The sequence below is a fragment of the Streptomyces sp. NPDC012935 genome (assembly GCF_042900345.1).
GTDB lineage: Bacteria > Actinomycetota > Actinomycetes > Streptomycetales > Streptomycetaceae > Streptomyces.
Map to the genome: position 1 here is coordinate 36,772 of NZ_JBIBBC010000021.1, position 12,692 is coordinate 49,463.

Below are 12,692 nucleotides of genomic sequence, written 5' to 3' on the forward strand. Positions count from 1 at the left end.
TCCGCCCTCCTTGGATACCAGGTCGTACGGGTGTTGCATGGTGGGCTGTGACCCCGCAGCCCACCGCAGACCCGCACGGCACCATCGAGACCGTCTTCCGCATCGAGTCTCCTCGCGTGATCGCCGCCGTCGCCCGGCTGGTCCGCGATGTCGGGATCGCCGAGGAACTCGCGCAGGACGCGCTGGTCGCCGCGCTGGAGCAGTGGCCCCGCGACGGTGTCCCCGACAACCCCGGAGCCTGGCTCATGGCCGCCGCCAGGCACCGCGCCGTGGACCTGATCCGCCGCCGCGAGAACTACGCGCGCAAGCTCGCGGAGATCGGCCGCGACCTGGAGCGGACGGCACCGCCCGAGGAGCCGTCCGCCCTCCACGACCCCGACGCCATCGACGACGACCTGCTGCGGCTGGTCTTCACCACGTGCCACCCGGTGCTGTCGCCGCAGGCCCGCATCGCCCTCACCCTGCGCCTCCTCGGCGGCCTGACGACGCCGGAGATCGCCCGGGCGTTCCTGGTGCCGGAGGCCACCGTCGCCCAGCGGATCGTCCGGGCCAAGCGCACCCTGGCGACCAGGAACGTCGCCTTCGAGGTGCCGTACGGCCCCGACCGCGCCGCACGTCTCGGCTCGGTCCTGGACGTCATCTACCTGATCTTCAACGAGGGTTACGCCGCCACGGCCGGGGACGACTGGCTGCGCCCGGCGCTGTGCGAGGACGCGCTGCGGCTGGCCCGTGTGCTGTCGGGGCTGATGCCCAAGGAGCCCGAGGTGCACGGCCTGACCTCCCTCCTCGAGTTCCAGGCGTCCCGCGCGGCGGCCCGCACCGGCCCGTCCGGCGAGCCGATCCTCCTCAAGGACCAGCACCGCAGCCGCTGGAACCGCATGCTCATCGCCCGCGGCATCGCAGCGCTGGACCGCGCGGGCGCCACCGCCACGGGAGCGCCTGGGCCGTACGCACTCCAGGCCGCGATCGCCGCCTGCCACGCGCACGCGTACGCCTACGAGGAGACCGACTGGAAGACCATCGCCACCCTGTACGGCCTGCTGTCGGCCCGCTCCCCGTCGCCCGTGGTCGAGTTGAACCGCGCAGTCGCCGTGTCGATGGTGGAGGGGCCGGAGCCCGCGCTGGAGATCGTCGACGCGATCGCGGCCGGACCGGCGCTGCGGGACTACCACTTGCTGCCGAGCGTGCGCGGTGATCTGCTGCTGCGTCTCGGCCGTACGGACGAGGCGCGGGCGGAGTTCGAGCGGGCGGCGCGGCTGACGCGCAACGAACGGGAGCGGGAGATGCTGTTGAAGCGAGCGGCCGGCGACGAGGGCGACGAGGCCTGACTACGCGGGCCGCCCGACCAGCATCGTCGGCGCCCCCGCCACCCGGGTCAGGAACACGGTCGCCGCGTTGGGTCCTTGAGGCTTGACCTTCTTGCGCAGCTCCTCCGGCTCGACCGCCGACCCGCGCTTCTTCACGGTCAGGATGCCGACCTCGCGCTCCCGCAGCAGGGCCTTCAACTTCTTCACGTTGAAGGGGAGCTGATCGGTGATCTCATAGGCGGCGGCGTACGGCGTCGGCCGCAGCTCGTCCGCCGTGACGTAGGCGATGGTCGCGTCGATCAGGCCGCCGTCCAGCTGCTGGGCGACCTCGGCTACCAGGTGGGCACGGATGGCGGCACCGTCCGGCTCGTACAAGTACCGCCCCACCGGCCGGACTCCGGGGTCGGGGAGGCCTCGTGAGAGCAGTGAGCGCGGTCCCGGCAGCAGGGTGGCCCGAACGGCGCCGGGATCCGTCCCGAACCACAGGACGGCTTCCTTCACGTCCCCGCCGTCCGAGATCCACTCGGCCTCCGCCTCGGCCGGGATCGCCTCGTGCGGGATGCCCGGCGCGATCTTCAGTGCGGCACGGGGCGCCTTGCGGGCCGTCTCGACGGCCCAGGACAGCGGCGGCGAGTATGCCTCGGGGTCGAAGATCCTCCCGCGGCCGCCCCGTCGGGCGGGGTCGACGAACACGGCGTCGTAGCTGGAGACGTCGACCTCGGTGACGTCGCCCTCCCGCACCTCGAACAGGCCGGTGAGGCCCAGGGCGTCCGCATTCGCCCGCGCCGCTGCCGCCGTCACCGGGTCGCGGTCCACCGCCAGCACCCGTATCCCGGCCCGCGCCAACGCGATCGCGTCGCCCCCGATCCCGCAGCACAGGTCGGCGACCGAGTGCACCCCCAGCTCCTTCATCCGGTCGGCGCGGTACGCCGCGACACTCGCCCGCGTCGACTGCTCGACGCCGTTCGGCGTGAAGAACATCCGCCCCGCGTCCGCCGCCCCGAACTTCGCCACCGCCCGCTGCCGCAGCCGCGCCTGCCCGAGCGCCGCCGACACCAGCTCGGCGGGGTGCTCGCGGCGCAGCCGGGTGGCGACGGCGAGTTCGTCGGCGGGGTCGGTGTCGCGTACGGCGTCGAGGAGGGCGCGGCCCTCGGGGGTGAGGAGGGAGAAGAAGGCGGCGAGGTCGTTCACCGGGTCATTGTCCGCCAGCCGGCGGACCGGCCGCTCACGGTGGGCCAGTCGGTGGATGGTGCTTCTCCGCACGGCGGTGTCGGCCCGGCTTCGGGGTGGGCGCCTGCGAAGATCCCGCACCATGCGACTAGTAGTACAAAATGACAAAAGTAGCCCGAATGGGGCACCCGCAGGGCGGCGTGGCCGGGCAGCGGCAGGTACACGGGTCCGCGGAGCAGTCGCCGTGCTCGCCGTCGCCGCCATCGCCGCGGGCTGTGCACCGGCGGGCACTGGCGCATCCGGGCCCGCACGCCCCACCCCGAGCCGGCAGCCCCTGAAGGCACCGCCTCCGGCCACCAGTGCGGGCCCGCACGCCGGGAACACCCCCGGTGCGCATCCGAAGAGGTTCAAGTCGGCGCAGTCCGTCGCCGCCCGAGCCGCCGCCGCGAAACGCTGGGGTCTGTCGAGAATTCCGCTCACGCCCCCGCCTCCACCCGCGACCAAGCCGAAGATCACCACCCGCGAGGGTTTCGAGGTCGACGGGCACGAGGAACTCGGCCTCCCGCCGGTCTTCACGACCATCCCCACCCGGCAACGGGTCGTCTTCCTCACCATCGACGACGGCGCCGAGAAGGACCCCGTCTTTCTGCGGATGATGGACGACCTGCGGGTGCCGTACACCGCCTTCCTCAGCGACTACGTGATCAAGGACGACTACGGCTACTTCAAGCGGATGCAGCGCAGCGGCGTCACCCTGAACAACCACACCCTCCACCACCCGTACCTCCCCGCCCTCTCCTACCGCCGCCAGCAGTACGAGATCTGCGGCATGCAGGACGTCATCGAGGAGCGCTACGGCAAGCCCCCGCTGCTCTTCCGCCCGCCCTTCGGGAACTATGACAAGGACAGCCTGCGCGCCGCGAAGTCGTGCGGCATCAAGTACGTCCCGCTGTGGAACGAAGAGGTCTTCGTCGACCACTGGGAGTACCGCGAGTGGGACCAGAAGATCCGATCGGGTGACATCGTCCTCTCTCACTTCCGGGGCCGGGAGGACTGGCAGGGCACAATGCCCGACATGATCCGCCGGTTCCTGAACAAGGTGACGGCCGAGGGCTACGCGGTGGCCCGGCTGGAGGACTACCTGTGAGGCGGACGCCGTGGGCCGTGGCGGGCGCGGTCCTGGCTTCCGTCCTGCTCGCCGGATGCGCGCAGCCGGCCGGTCCGGTCGGCCCCGGTGGAGGGAAGCCGGGCGACAGGGCGGCCCACAGCACCCGGTCGGTGGACAGCGCGCCGCACACGGCACAGCCGTACCGGCGCTGGGGCCTGACCGCCCCACTCGCCGCGCCACCGCCCCCGCCCGGGAGGCGGCTGCGGCCAGGGACGTCCGGTGGACACCCGCTGCCCGTCGTGCACCGCGCGCCCACCCGCGACAAGGTCGTCTTCCTCACCTACGACGACGGCGCCGAGAAGGATCCCCGCTTCGTCGACATGGTCCGTGAACTGCGGCTGCCCGTCAGCATGTTCCTCACGGACAGCGTGGTCGGCCCGGGCTACGGCCACTTCGCGCGCCTGCGCTCGGTGGGCGCGTCGATCCAGAACCACACCCTCGACCACGCCGCCCTGCGCGGCCTGCCGTACGCCGGCCAGCGCGCCGAGATCTGCGGCCAGCAGAACAAACTCCGCGCCCGCTTCGGCATCCGCCCCCGCCTCTTCCGCCCGCCCTACGGCACGTACGACACGACCACGCTCCGTGCCGCGGCCCACTGTGGGGTGACGGCGGTCGTGCTGTGGCGGGCGGCGATGGAGGGCGACGGCGAACTGACGTACGCGCACGGCCCCGGACGGCTGCGCGCCGGGGACATCGTGTCGGTCCCCTCGGGTGAACCGGCGGGGCTGACGCTGAGAGAGCGGACGACGAGGCTGCTGCGGGAGATCCAGGGACGGGGGCTGACGGTGGGCCGTTTGGAGGACTACATCTGACGGAACTCTCCGGCGCCGGTCCACTCCAGCCCGTCCGGCGTTTGAGGACGAGGCCGTTCAGGCCGATAGCGGGGGTCTGGGGGCGGCAGCCCCCAGGCGGCCACGGCAACACCGGTCACCGGCGGCACCGGTCACCCGAACGCGGCTCAGCCAGCGCAGCGAATTAGCAGTCCGCTTGACCGAGTGCTAATCGCGGTCATAGTCTCGGCTCTGGCACTCCCCACTGGAGAGTGCCAACTACGCGACGGGCAGGTCCGGCACCCGCGACGACGGATCCACCTGGTCGCCACCTCAGACAGTTAACCCCGTGAGATCTCCGAAGGGGGAGGTCGGATCGTGACGACCACCAGCTCCAAGGTTGCCATCAAGCCGCTCGAGGACCGCATTGTGGTCCAGCCGCTCGACGCCGAGCAGACCACCGCCTCTGGCCTGGTCATCCCGGACACCGCCAAGGAGAAGCCCCAGGAGGGCGTCGTCCTGGCCGTGGGCCCGGGCCGTTTCGAGAACGGCGAGCGTCTGCCGCTCGACGTCAAGACCGGCGACATCGTGCTGTACAGCAAGTACGGCGGCACCGAGGTGAAGTACAACGGCGAGGAGTACCTCGTCCTCTCGGCTCGCGACGTGCTCGCGATCATCGAGAAGTAGGGGGGTCTGGGGGTCACCCCCCAGATAACCCGTCACCTCAAGCACTTTTGCTTGTGAGCTGCGCCCCGGGCCCCCGCGACCTTATGAAGCCGGGCGTCTGGGGCGCAGTTCGTTTCACCCACGTTTTCCGAGAGGGCTGAACCGCTCCCATGGCGAAGATCCTGAAGTTCGACGAGGACGCCCGTCGCGCCCTCGAGCGCGGCGTCAACAAGCTTGCCGACACGGTCAAGGTGACGATCGGCCCCAAGGGCCGCAACGTCGTCATCGACAAGAAGTTCGGCGCGCCCACCATCACCAACGACGGCGTCACCATCGCCCGTGAGGTCGAGGTCGAGGACCCGTACGAGAACCTCGGCGCCCAGCTGGTGAAGGAGGTGGCGACCAAGACCAACGACATCGCGGGTGACGGTACGACCACCGCCACCGTGCTCGCCCAGGCGCTGGTGCGCGAGGGCCTGAAGAACGTCGCCGCGGGTGCTTCCCCGGCGCTGCTGAAGAAGGGCATCGACGCGGCCGTGGCCGCGGTCTCCGAGGAGCTCCTCGCGACCGCCCGCCCGATCGACGAGAAGTCCGACATCGCCGCCGTCGCCGGTCTGTCCGCCCAGGACACGCAGGTCGGCGAGCTCATCGCCGAGGCGATGGACAAGGTCGGCAAGGACGGTGTCATCACCGTCGAGGAGTCCAACACCTTCGGTCTGGAGCTGGACTTCACCGAGGGCATGGCCTTCGACAAGGGCTACCTGTCGCCGTACTTCGTGACGGACCAGGAGCGCATGGAGGCCGTCCTGGAGGACCCGTACATCCTCATCAACCAGGGCAAGATCTCCTCCATCGCGGACCTGCTGCCGCTGCTGGAGAAGGTCATCCAGGCGGGTGCCTCCAAGCCGCTGCTGATCATCGCCGAGGACGTCGACGGCGAGGCCCTGTCGACCCTGGTCGTGAACAAGATCCGCGGCACCTTCAACGCGGTCGCCGTCAAGGCCCCCGGCTTCGGTGACCGCCGCAAGGCGATGCTGCAGGACATGGCGACCCTCACCGGTGCCACGGTCATCTCCGAGGAGGTCGGCCTCAAGCTCGACCAGGTCGGCCTGGAGGTGCTCGGTTCCGCTCGCCGGATCACCGTCACCAAGGACGACACCACGATCGTCGACGGCGCCGGCAAGTCCGAGGACGTGCAGGGCCGCGTCGCCCAGATCAAGGCCGAGATCGAGAACACCGACTCCGACTGGGACCGCGAGAAGCTCCAGGAGCGCCTCGCGAAGCTGGCCGGCGGCGTGTGCGTGATCAAGGTCGGCGCCGCCACCGAGGTGGAGCTGAAGGAGAAGAAGCACCGTCTGGAGGACGCCATCTCCGCGACCCGCGCCGCGGTCGAGGAGGGCATCGTCTCCGGTGGTGGCTCCGCTCTGGTCCACGCCGTGAAGGTCCTCGAGGGCAACCTCGACAAGACCGGCGACGAGGCCACCGGTGTCGCGGTCGTCCGCAAGGCCGCCGTCGAGCCGCTGCGCTGGATCGCCGAGAACGCCGGCCTGGAGGGCTACGTCATCACCTCCAAGGTCGCCGAGCTCGACAAGGGCCAGGGCTTCAACGCCGCGACCGGCGAGTACGGCGACCTGGTCAAGGCCGGCGTCATCGACCCGGTCAAGGTCACCCGCTCCGCCCTGGAGAACGCCGCCTCCATCGCCTCCCTGCTCCTCACGACCGAGACCCTGGTCGTCGAGAAGAAGGAAGAGGAGGAGCCGGCGGCCGGTGGCCACAGCCACGGGCACGCCCACTGAGCCCAGCAGCTCACGCGCGCTGAGCCCAGCGGCTCATACGCACGCAGAAGGCCCCGGTCCCGCACGAGAGTGCGGGACCGGGGCCTTCCCCTTCGCGGGCTTCACTCGCCGAGTACCCCCAGTTGCTCCAGCAGACCCGCCCGGTCGTAGAGCCAGCGGCTCTCGCAGATCCTGCCGGCCCGGAACCGCTGCCAGGTCATGCCCTGCATGGACACGTCCTGCCCGGTCGGCATGATCCCCAGGAAGTCGCCCTTGTGCCGCGCGACCCACGTCCACCGGGTGCACACCTGGTCGTCCTGGGCCATCTGGTCGTCGATCCGGAAGGTGAAGTCGAAGGCGCCCTGCCACCCCGCGTACACCTCGCGCATGCCGTCGACGCCCTGCACGGGCCGCGGATACGAGGGATCGTGATCCACGTAGTCGTCCGTGAGGTGCTCACCGATCCGCTCCGGCCCCATCCTGCCCATGGCCTCGAAGAAGGTCCGCGCGGCCAGGACGTTCAGCTGCTCGTCGCGCACCACGTCCAGATCGGTGAACGTGGGCGGCTCGTCACAGAGCGCCACCATTTCCTGGAAGATCCGGCCGGTCTCGGGCAGATCGGAGTTCCGCATGGCCTCGTCGTACGACGGAAACTCCACGATCTCGATGAAGTGCGACGCGTCGGACCGGTCCTTCCCGATGACGTCGTGCGTCGCCGTCCGCTTCCCCTTGGTCTGCTCGACCCACCTGTCCATCAGCCGGTTCATCTCGTCGAAGCGGCTGGTCCTGCAGTCGATGAGCTGTACGAAGGTCATGGCGTCGGGGCCTCCCGGTCGTGCTGGGTGCGGCTGACACCACCATTTTCCCACCGCCACGCCCCTGCGGCCCCCGGTCACGGTGGAACCGGGCGGCGCACCGATCCCCTTCGAAGCACCGAGGCGCCCGGCTCTCCCCGACGCGCCTACTGGGGCCCGTACTTGCGCCCGGTCCGCGAGCTGATCCCCCCGAGCACCCCTCGCGGCACCAGCTTCGCCGCGCCCAGCAGGACCTTGTAGCGAGGGTCCGGGATCGACACCGTCTTGCCCTTCGCCAGATCGTGGAGCGCCGCCGCCACCAGCTTGTCCGCGTCCAGCCACATCCACCCCGGGATGTTGTCCGTCCCCATCCCGGCCCGCTCATGGAACTCGGTGCGCACGAACCCCGGGCACAGCGCCATCAGCCGTACGCCGCTGCCCGCCAGGTCCCGCGCCGCGCCCTGCGTGAACTGCACGACCCACGCCTTGGACGCGCCGTATGTGCCGCGCGGTACGAAGGCCGCCACGGAGGCGACGTTCACGACACCGCCCCGCCCCCGCTCACGCATCGCCTCCGACGCCGCCGACGTCAGGCGCAGTACCGCCTCGCAGTGCACCTTGAGCATCTTCAGCTCGTCGGCCATGGAGACGTCGAGGTAGCGGCCCTTGTTGCCGAAGCCGGCGTTGTTGATCAGCAGATCGACCGGGTTCCTGCGGTCGCCCAGGCGAGCGGCGACCGTCTCGATGCCGGTGTCCTCGGCGAGGTCGGCCGTCAGGACCTCCGCCTCGATGCCGTGCCGGTCATGCAGTTCGGTCGCCTGCTCCCGCAGCCGCTTGGTGTCCCGGGCCACGAGCACCAGGTTGTGTCCGTCGGCAGCCAGCCGCCGTGCGAAGGCCGCGCCGATGCCCGCGGTCGATCCCGTGATGAGAGCCGTTGTCATGGCGCAAGGTTAATGACCCGGAGTCTGCGCGTCCGCTCTCTGCACAGGGCCTCCCAGTCGGTGAAGCCCGTGCGAACAGCAGGCAGGTGAGCCGCGGTCAGATCCCGTGCTGTGACACATACTTCCGAGCTGCCGCCAATGACTCCGGGTGCAGCGACTCGCCCGCCGCCAGCAGCCGCGGCAGCAGCTTGCGCTCCGTCGTGACCGCCCGGAACTGCAGTGCCACCGTCACGTCGTGACCGGGGCGGTGGATGATCTCCATCGCGTCGCCCGCCCGTATCTCGCCCGGCTCGATCACCCGCAGATACGCGCCGGGCGCGGCCTTCGCCGTGAACCGCTTCACCCACTGCGTCTCACCCAGATGGCCCTGAAAGGTACGACAGGGAATCCGGCCGCACGTCACCTCCAGCACCACCTCGGGCCCGATCCGCCAGCGCTCCCCGATCAGGGCACCGGACACGTCCAGGCCGGACGTCGTGAGGTTCTCGCCGAACACGCCGTTCGTCAGCGACCGCCCCAGCTCGCGCTCCCAGTCGTCGAGGTCCTCGCGCGCGACCGCGTACACGGCCTGGTCGTCGCCGCCGTGGTGCCGCTTCTCGCACACCGTGTCCCCCGCCAGCCCGCTCCCCCCGACGCCCTTCGGGCCGGGCGCCGCCACCAGGACCGGCCCCGCCGCCGGCTGCTTGTCGATGCCGGTCACACCGTCGGCGTGATCCGTGTACGGCACCGCCTTGGCGCGGCCCAGATTCACAGACAGAAGCTTCATGCCCGCACGGTAGGCGACGTACGTCCAAAGTGTCGACGCGATATTCGGCACGCCCTCCAAGGCTCGCTTATGCTCGGTTCCGTGCTCGAAGCCCGTCACCTCCGCGTCCTGCGCGCCGTCGCCACCACCGGTTCCTTCTCCGCGGCGGCGCGTGAGCTGGGCTGCACCCAGCCCGCCGTCAGCCAGCAGATGAAGGCGCTCGAGGCCTCCGTCGGCACCCCCCTGCTGATCCGCAGCGGACGCGAGATGCGGCTGACGCAGGCCGGCGAGGCGCTGGTGCGGCACGCCGCCGGGATCCTGTCGGGACTCACCGCCGCCGAGGAGGAGGTCGCCGCCATCGCCGGACTGCGGGCCGGCCGCGTGCGGCTCGTCTCCTTCCCCAGCGGCAGCTCCACCCTCGTCCCGACCGCCCTCGCCGCCCTGCGCGCCGCGCACCCCGGCACCCGGGTCTCCCTGGAGGAGGCCGAGCCGCCGAAGTCCGTCGAGCTGCTGCGCGAGGGCGACTGCGACGTGGCCCTCGCCTTCCGGTACGAAGGCGCGGCCCAGGAAGGGGAGTGGGACGACCTCGTCGTACGCCCGCTGCTGACGGACCGTCTCGTCGGCCTCGTACCCGAACGGCATCGGCTCGCGCGCACCGCGTCCTCCGGATCGGTCGCCATCGGGGAGCTCGCGGCCGAGCCCTGGATCGCCGGATGCCCGCGCTGCCGGGGACAGTTGATCGAGGTGTGCGAGAGCGCCGGCTTCACGCCCCGCATCGACTTCGCCACCGACGACTATCCGGCGGTCGTCGGCCTGGTGGGCGCCGGCCTGGGCGTGGCGGTCCTGCCCCAGCTCGCCGTCGAGTCCGTACGGCCGCGGGGGGCCCGCATGGTGACGCTGGAGCCGGCGGTCCGGCGGGAGATCGTCGCGCTCACCCTGCCCGACCTGGCGCAGGTGCCGGCCGTGGCGGCGACGCTGGAACAGCTTGCGCGGGCCGCCGCCCGCTAGCGGCAGAAAGAAGGGCACGCATGTGCGTGCCCCGAGCTAGATGCAGAAACGTTCCTTCAGGTGTGCGAGCCGGTCTCCCCGCCGGCCGTCGAGGCCGAGACCAGCCGGTTGCGCGCCCGCCCCATGAGCTCCTCGCGCTCGTCCTCGGTCAAGCCGCCCCAGACGCCGTACGGTTCGCGCACCGCCAGCGCGTGCGCCGCGCACTGCGCGCGCACCGGGCACCTCATGCAGACCTCCTTGGCCGAGTTCTCTCGAGCGCTCCGAGCCGCACCGCGCTCGCCCTCCGGATGAAAGAAGAGCGAACTGTCCACCCCACGACATGCAGCCAGCAGCTGCCAGTCCCACAGGTCCGCGTTCGGTCCGGGAAGGCGGGAGAAATCTGCCATTGCGTGACCCCTTGTAGCCGTTCTGGGCGGATACGGTGTCTACGACCGTACATCTACGATCTAAGAAGATGAAAATATGACTCATTGCGAATCTAGCCCCAAACGCCGTGAAACGGGAAGAAAAAGGGCTGAATGGGGCATGGGTTGTGATGAAACATTGAGGGTCCGTCGTGCATGTCTGCCCCGTGTCCGCCCCCTCACGTAGAGTGCCGAAGACGGCGCATGCCCCCGTAACTCTTTCGAGTGACCGTCGTTGAGAGGGCGGAGGCGGTTGAAGGAACAAGCGCTCGGGCACGCGTCCGAGGCGGTCGACCGCACAGGTGACGATTTCGTACCAGCCTGGAGGCTCAAGGTGACGTGCATCAGCTGCGGAGGGCGGCCATGACATCCGTCCTCGTCTGCGACGACTCCCCGCTTGCCCGAGAGGCGCTCCGCCGCGCGGTCGCGACCGTGCCCGGCGTCGAGCGCGTGACGACGGCGGCCAACGGCGAGGAAGTCCTCCGCCGCTGGGGCGCCGACCGCTCGGACCTGATTCTGATGGACGTACGCATGCCCGGTCTGGGCGGCGTAGAGACCGTGCGGCGGCTGCTGTCCGCCGACCCGGGAGCGCGCATCATCATGCTCACCGTCGCCGAGGACCTGGACGGCGTGGCCCTCGCGGTCGCCGCCGGGGCGCGCGGCTATCTGCACAAGGACGCCTCGCGAGCGGAGTTGCGTGCCACCGTCACGCAGGCCCTCGCCGACCCGACCTGGCGGCTGGCCCCGCGCCGGCTGCGCTCAGCGGAAATGGGCGCCGCGCCGACGCTCACCGCGCGTGAGATCCAGGTCCTCGAGGGCATGAGCCACGGCCGCTCGAACGCCGAGATCGGCCGCGAGCTGTTCCTCTCCGAGGACACCGTCAAGACGCACGCGCGACGTCTGTTCAAGAAGCTCGGCGCCTCGGACCGGGCACACGCGGTGGCGCTCGGCTTCCGGTGGGGCCTGGTCCGGTAGGTGAGCCTCAGCGGGGGCACGGGGATCCCCGCCCGCCGCCTGGTGGGCGGGGCTGCTTTTCTCAGGGCGGGTCGGCGCGTTTACCGCAAGGTGAGCGGGTGTGGCAAAGGGACCCGCCGGGTGCCCGCTGCTCGTTTCGCCGCGGATGCCGCATCCTTGAGAATGTGGAGTCTCTCGGGGACGAGTCGGTCGAGCGGAAGGGGAGGGCGCAGGGGATGAGTTCTGCCGCACCTGCTCATAACGCTTCGGTGCACAACGTCGGACACGATGCCACGGACCAAACGGCCGCAAGGCACCATGGACCGATGCGCGAGGACGAGGCGGCTCATGCCCACGGGGCGATCGGAGCACTCGTCCATCGCGCCGTGGACGGGGACGAGCAGGCCACGCACGATCTGCTCGCGCACGTCCACCCCCTGGCCCTGCGCTACTGCCGCACCAGGCTGTCCCGTCTCCCGGGCGACGCCCGTCACTTCGTCGAGGACCTCGCCCAGGAGGTCTGCGTCGCCGTCCTGCTCGCGCTGCCGCGCTACAAGGACACCGGCCGCCCCTTCGAGGCCTTCGTCTTCGCCATCGCCGCGCACAAGGTCGCGGACCTGCAGCGGGCGGCGATGCGGCATCCGGGTTCCACGGCCGTCCCGTCCGACGAGATGCCGGAACGCCCGGACGACTCCCTCGGCCCGGAGGAGCGGGCGCTGCTCAGCAGCGACGCCGAGTGGGCCAAGAAACTGCTGGCCAACCTGCCCGAGAACCAGCGGGAGCTGTTGCTCCTGAGGATCGCGGTGGGGTTGACCGCGGAAGAGACGGGTCAGATGTTGGGAATGTCACCCGGCGCCGTCCGGGTTGCCCAGCACAGGGCGCTGAGCAGGTTGCGCGCGCTGGCCGAGCAGTAGTGCTCCGTCAGTGCTCCCTTGAGTGCGCCCCCAAATGAACAGGCCTCACTCCGGTTCCGTACGAACATACGAAGCC

13 protein-coding genes are annotated in these 12,692 nt (G+C 70.5%); 8 read left to right on the plus strand and 5 right to left on the minus strand.

The window, feature by feature from the left end:
* Positions 1-47 precede the first annotated feature (47 nt).
* Positions 48-1,328: an RNA polymerase sigma factor gene (locus ACFY5C_RS35410; RefSeq protein WP_389452533.1), complete on the plus strand. Its 1,281-nt coding sequence runs from the start codon at positions 48-50 to the stop codon at positions 1,326-1,328.
* Here ACFY5C_RS35410 and ACFY5C_RS35415 read toward each other — a convergent pair whose 3' ends face one another.
* Positions 1,329-2,498, minus strand: a complete 1,170-nt coding sequence (locus tag ACFY5C_RS35415) for a methyltransferase domain-containing protein (protein ID WP_389452536.1) — start codon at positions 2,496-2,498, stop codon at positions 1,329-1,331.
* A gap of 121 nt (positions 2,499-2,619) precedes the next feature.
* Between ACFY5C_RS35415 and ACFY5C_RS35420 the strand changes: the two genes are divergently transcribed.
* The 4 genes from ACFY5C_RS35420 to groL all read left to right on the plus strand — a co-directional run bounded on the left by ACFY5C_RS35420 (position 2,620) and on the right by groL (position 6,877).
* On the plus strand, positions 2,620-3,624 hold the full coding sequence (locus ACFY5C_RS35420) for a polysaccharide deacetylase family protein (RefSeq protein WP_389452539.1): 1,005 nt from the start codon (positions 2,620-2,622) through the stop codon (positions 3,622-3,624).
* Positions 3,621-4,457 (plus strand): polysaccharide deacetylase family protein, encoded by an 837-nt coding sequence (locus tag ACFY5C_RS35425; RefSeq protein WP_389452542.1) that lies wholly within the window; start codon positions 3,621-3,623, stop codon positions 4,455-4,457. Before ACFY5C_RS35420 ends, ACFY5C_RS35425 begins: the two co-directional genes overlap by 4 nt.
* A gap of 336 nt (positions 4,458-4,793) precedes the next feature.
* Complete coding sequence (gene groES, locus ACFY5C_RS35430) at positions 4,794-5,102, plus strand: co-chaperone GroES (RefSeq protein WP_003998759.1); 309 nt, start codon at positions 4,794-4,796, stop codon at positions 5,100-5,102.
* A gap of 149 nt (positions 5,103-5,251) precedes the next feature.
* Positions 5,252-6,877: a chaperonin GroEL gene (groL, locus tag ACFY5C_RS35435; RefSeq protein WP_389452545.1), complete on the plus strand. Its 1,626-nt coding sequence runs from the start codon at positions 5,252-5,254 to the stop codon at positions 6,875-6,877.
* Positions 6,878-6,978: 101 nt separating this feature from the next.
* Here the strand turns inward: groL and ACFY5C_RS35440 are convergent, their stop codons facing one another.
* The 3 genes from ACFY5C_RS35440 to ACFY5C_RS35450 all read right to left on the minus strand — a co-directional run bounded on the left by ACFY5C_RS35440 (position 6,979) and on the right by ACFY5C_RS35450 (position 9,357).
* Positions 6,979-7,671, minus strand: a complete 693-nt coding sequence (locus tag ACFY5C_RS35440; protein ID WP_389452548.1) for an ester cyclase — start codon at positions 7,669-7,671, stop codon at positions 6,979-6,981.
* A gap of 146 nt (positions 7,672-7,817) precedes the next feature.
* On the minus strand, positions 7,818-8,591 hold the full coding sequence (locus ACFY5C_RS35445) for an SDR family NAD(P)-dependent oxidoreductase (protein ID WP_369272896.1): 774 nt from the start codon (positions 8,589-8,591) through the stop codon (positions 7,818-7,820).
* 97 nt (positions 8,592-8,688) lie between these two features.
* Entirely contained in the window at positions 8,689-9,357 is a 669-nt protein-coding gene (locus ACFY5C_RS35450) for an MOSC domain-containing protein (RefSeq protein WP_389452551.1), read from the minus strand.
* Between the two features lie 81 nt (positions 9,358-9,438).
* Between ACFY5C_RS35450 and ACFY5C_RS35455 the strand changes: the two genes are divergently transcribed.
* The gene (locus ACFY5C_RS35455) at positions 9,439-10,344 is read left to right on the plus strand and encodes a LysR family transcriptional regulator (RefSeq protein WP_389452554.1); all 906 of its coding nucleotides are present in this window, start codon (positions 9,439-9,441) and stop codon (positions 10,342-10,344) included.
* A gap of 56 nt (positions 10,345-10,400) precedes the next feature.
* On the opposite strand, the gene ACFY5C_RS35460 is transcribed toward ACFY5C_RS35455, so the two are convergent.
* The gene (locus tag ACFY5C_RS35460; protein ID WP_389452557.1) at positions 10,401-10,730 is read right to left on the minus strand and encodes a WhiB family transcriptional regulator; all 330 of its coding nucleotides are present in this window, start codon (positions 10,728-10,730) and stop codon (positions 10,401-10,403) included.
* A 381-nt stretch (positions 10,731-11,111) separates the two neighbouring features.
* Between ACFY5C_RS35460 and ACFY5C_RS35465 the strand changes: the two genes are divergently transcribed.
* Complete coding sequence (locus tag ACFY5C_RS35465; protein ID WP_003948568.1) at positions 11,112-11,723, plus strand: response regulator transcription factor; 612 nt, start codon at positions 11,112-11,114, stop codon at positions 11,721-11,723.
* A 305-nt stretch (positions 11,724-12,028) separates the two neighbouring features.
* The gene (locus ACFY5C_RS35470) at positions 12,029-12,616 is read left to right on the plus strand and encodes a sigma-70 family RNA polymerase sigma factor (protein WP_328424507.1); all 588 of its coding nucleotides are present in this window, start codon (positions 12,029-12,031) and stop codon (positions 12,614-12,616) included.
* Positions 12,617-12,692: the final 76 nt, after the last annotated feature.

Excerpts from the sequence above, each read along its gene's own strand:
- ACFY5C_RS35420 (WP_389452539.1), top strand. The coding sequence starts at position 2,620 with ATGCGACTAGTAGTACAAAATGACAAAAGTAGCCCGAATGGGGCACCC.
- groL (WP_389452545.1), top strand. The coding sequence starts at position 5,252 with ATGGCGAAGATCCTGAAGTTCGACGAGGACGCCCGTCGCGCCCTCGAG.
- ACFY5C_RS35440 (WP_389452548.1), bottom strand. The coding sequence starts at position 7,671 with ATGACCTTCGTACAGCTCATCGACTGCAGGACCAGCCGCTTCGACGAG.
- ACFY5C_RS35445 (WP_369272896.1), bottom strand. The coding sequence starts at position 8,591 with ATGACAACGGCTCTCATCACGGGATCGACCGCGGGCATCGGCGCGGCC.
- ACFY5C_RS35450 (WP_389452551.1), bottom strand. The coding sequence starts at position 9,357 with ATGAAGCTTCTGTCTGTGAATCTGGGCCGCGCCAAGGCGGTGCCGTAC.
- ACFY5C_RS35460 (WP_389452557.1), bottom strand. The coding sequence starts at position 10,730 with ATGGCAGATTTCTCCCGCCTTCCCGGACCGAACGCGGACCTGTGGGAC.
- ACFY5C_RS35465 (WP_003948568.1), top strand. The coding sequence starts at position 11,112 with ATGACATCCGTCCTCGTCTGCGACGACTCCCCGCTTGCCCGAGAGGCG.
- ACFY5C_RS35470 (WP_328424507.1), top strand. The coding sequence starts at position 12,029 with ATGCGCGAGGACGAGGCGGCTCATGCCCACGGGGCGATCGGAGCACTC.